1 protein-coding gene is annotated in these 3,773 nt (G+C 37.0%); it reads right to left on the minus strand.

Going from position 1 to position 3,773, the window contains the following annotated elements:
• Window positions 1-70: 70 nt before the first annotated feature.
• Window positions 71-3,773: Vomp family autotransporter (locus tag BN338_RS08715; RefSeq protein WP_039761101.1), on the minus strand; the 3,703-nt coding region annotated here is incomplete at its 5' end.

The following is a 3,773-nucleotide window of genomic DNA, read 5'->3' on the forward strand; positions in this document are numbered from 1 at the left end:
ATGTAAAAACAATTCACCCCTGCCTTATGAGACAAGGGTGAAAAGAATTTTTTATGTGTTTTGTTGATTATTAGTTCAGGGTCATATTGAATCCCGCACCGACACCCCAATGACCACCAGAAGTTGTTGCGGATATGTTAGAGCGGTATTTTCCATTTTCTGAGGTGTAACCCGCACCGAAAGCAAATGCAGATTGACTACGCCATAAACCAGCACCAAATCCAACACTTAATTTTCCAGGTGTGTCATTGTAGCGCAAGTTAGACACCGCTAAACCAATAGCCGCTGCTTGTCTTGCCTCCTTTTTCACACTTTCAATGCTGTAGTTTAAAACATTAAACTTCGTATCTGTATATTGTTTAGCCTGCTCAACAGCATCGTCAATCGCATCAATCGTAATATTACGAATCCGTTGATCCGTATACTGCTTGGATTCATCAAGAATAAGCTTCGTCTGTTCTTTAGTATAATCATGAAGTTGACCACCATTTACAGCTTCTTTTGAGCCTTTCTCAATTTTACCATCAGCTACATTATCAATCAGAACAGGTTCACTGGCATCACCACCCGCTAATGTAATCTTATTGGTCTTTTTGCCATTTTCATCTCTGTCATAACGAACCGCATCTTCAGCAATATCGTTAACTTTATTATCAATATTATCAACTTTGACGTTAATATTGTTAACTGTATCACCAATATCAGCAATGGTATTGGAAATATTATCAACTTTTTTGTCAATGATCGTAACATGATTTTCAACATCCGTAACACGATTTTCAACCTTTGCAACACGCTCATTGGTTTTCCAAAGTTGTCCACCATTAACCGCATCTTTCGAACCTTCTGCAATTTTGCCGTCAGCTACGTTGATAATCTTACTCGGCTTACCATCATGATTAGCATCATAAGCTTTCTCTTTATCATTCCACTTTAAAGCATCTGTATCGACCTTGTTGATGACTTCATTAATACGGTTATTAATATTTGACATCCCATCATTAATATCACCAAAAGCATCAGCGACATTATTGTGCTTTGTCTCAACAGTCGTACCATCAGCATTGACTTGAACAATCTTAAAAGTAGGATCTGTCCATTTACCATTTTCATATTTTGCACCGCCACCGAAATAATTGGCAAGCTTGTTGCTCATGAAATAAAGCTGATTACCTGTAATGGCATCCGTTGAACCTTCAGCAATCTCACCATCCAAAAGATACTTCAATTTGCTCTTTGTCTTCTGACCATCTTTTTCATGACGTGCAACGAATGCTCCTTCTTCATCATCCCACAGTAAAGCATCTTTTGAGATACCTTCAATTGTCTGATTAAACTCATTGGATACTTTCGTTAAGCGCTGATTCACATCTTGAACATTCTTATCAAGACCTGTTAAAGCTGAACCAACATCATAGAAATTAGCCTTCCCTACTTGACCATCTACGATAGCAGATAAAGTATATTTCAGTCCTTTAAAGGCACCATCAATAAATTTTGCGCCACCACCAAAAAACTTGGCAATATCTTCGGATATTTTATTAATCTGACTACCATTTATTGCATCTTTGGAATCTCGGGAAATGTCACCATCTTTGACATTATGAAGAGCAACTGGCCCATTGCTTTTATTGCCACCGAAAGTTACACTACCATAATTAACACTACCATCCCCATCTTTATCATAGAGAACCGCAGCAGCAATTGCTGTTTCAATGTCGTTAGTAATATCCTTTATACTTTTATCAAGTTGGTCTTTGTTAACAGCTTCATCACCCTTCTCTGCCGCTTTTACACCAGAAATGGAACGCGCTACACCAGCATATCCCGCAATATTGATCTCAGTCCCAGTTTTATCCTTACCAATAGTGATAAGTTTTTTACTTTCATCCCATTTAACAATACTATTTTCTTTCATTTCAGTAATCTTATTATCAATATTTGTGATAGAAGTATTCACACCAGTAAACGCTTCCGTAACATTATGATATGCCTTATCCTGAATAAAGAAAGCTGGTTCGATACCGTTCAATACATCTGTACTACCCCCAAAATATTTTGATGTATTTTGAGCAACTTGTGATAGATTATCAGTAACCGTCGTAACATTTTTATTCGTAGCAAAAAGTTGTGAACCATTTATAGCTTCCGTTGATGTTTGAGAGATCATTCCATCTTTTACACCAGAAAGAGTTCTTTCTTCACCACTTTTATTTACAATACTTATTTTTGTACCACCGGTTTCTTTACCAACGGTGATAAGACCATCTTCTCCATCCTGCTTAACAAGGCTATTTTTTGTTATATCAGAGATTTGATTGTGGATATTCGTGAAAGTATTGTTCACACCTTCAAAAGCATCTGCAACATTATCATAAGGTTTTTTAGAAACAGTACCATTATCTTCGATGTGATAAACTTGGAAAGTAGGAGCATGCCATTCTCCATTTTCATCATATCCAGCACCGCCACCAAAATAAGAAGCAACATCATCCATCGAATTTATCAAATTTTGATTAACATTCTTGATATTCGCATCAAGCCCTGTCAAAGCATCACCAACATTATTATGTTCCTTCTGTTCGACTGTACCATCTACATCAACATTCGATAAATTATATCTTGGTCCTGTAAACACACCATTTTCGAACGAGGTATTACCACCAAAGAATTCTGCAATATCGCTGCCCATAGAATGAATTTGAGAACCGTTTATAGCATCTGTTGAATCTTCAGTAATATCGCCATTTAAAAGGTGAATAATTTTGCTATCTGTTTTACGTCCATCTTTTTCATGACGTGCAGCAAATGCTTGTTTACCATCATCCCACAAGAGAGCATCTTGAGAAAACTTATCAAATTTATTATCTACGTATTTTATACGGCTATTAACATTTTTGACATTCGCATCGAGCGTTGTCAAAGCATCACCAACGTTTTCAGCTATATACTGAACTACTTCACCATCTGTAGAAACTTTAGATAAATTATATTGTGGACCTACAAAAGAACCATCCTGAAATGCTGCATTACCACCAAAGAATTTTGCAATATCTCCAGATATTTTATTAATCTGACTACCATTGATTGCTTCATGCGACTCTTCAGAAATCTCACCATTTTTTACACCCGAAATGGCCCGCTCTCCATCAGTACCCGTGATATCAATTTTTGTACCGCCCTTTTCTTTACCAATGGTAATGAGCTTCTCATCCTCGTCCCATTTAACAAGACTATTTTCTGCTATTTCATCTTTCATTTCACTCAACTGTGAAACATTTACAGCATCATTTGCATTAACACCCTTTTGTACTCCTGTAATTTTTGTATTGGCAGCATTAATGCCACCCTTAGTCATTTGGGGACCACCCTTGATCATGAAACCGGCATTACTCATGCTGCTAAGCCCCGTTTCTACACGACCAACTTTAATATACTCACTTAAATCAAAGGATACTTTATTGTCCTCGCTCTTGACAATTTTTATATTTGTGTTCTCGCTCTCATTATTATCATCATCTTTCTGCTTAACTGCAACAAAATTTACTATACTCCCAGCCTTAACATCTGTAGTGTCTTTACCATTGACAGAAAGCTTCCAGCCTGTTTCCATTCCTGCTGTAAAATCTTTCAGTTGTTTATAATTCACCGCATCGGTATCATCAGTCCCCTCTGCTACTTTCGTAATTTTTTTACTATCAGCATCAATACCATTCGCAGTTATCTTGGGACCACCATCAACAAACCCAAAGCCACTATTATCCATAATACTG

The organism is Bartonella queenslandensis AUST/NH15 (assembly GCF_000312585.1).
GTDB lineage: Bacteria > Pseudomonadota > Alphaproteobacteria > Rhizobiales > Rhizobiaceae > Bartonella > Bartonella queenslandensis_A.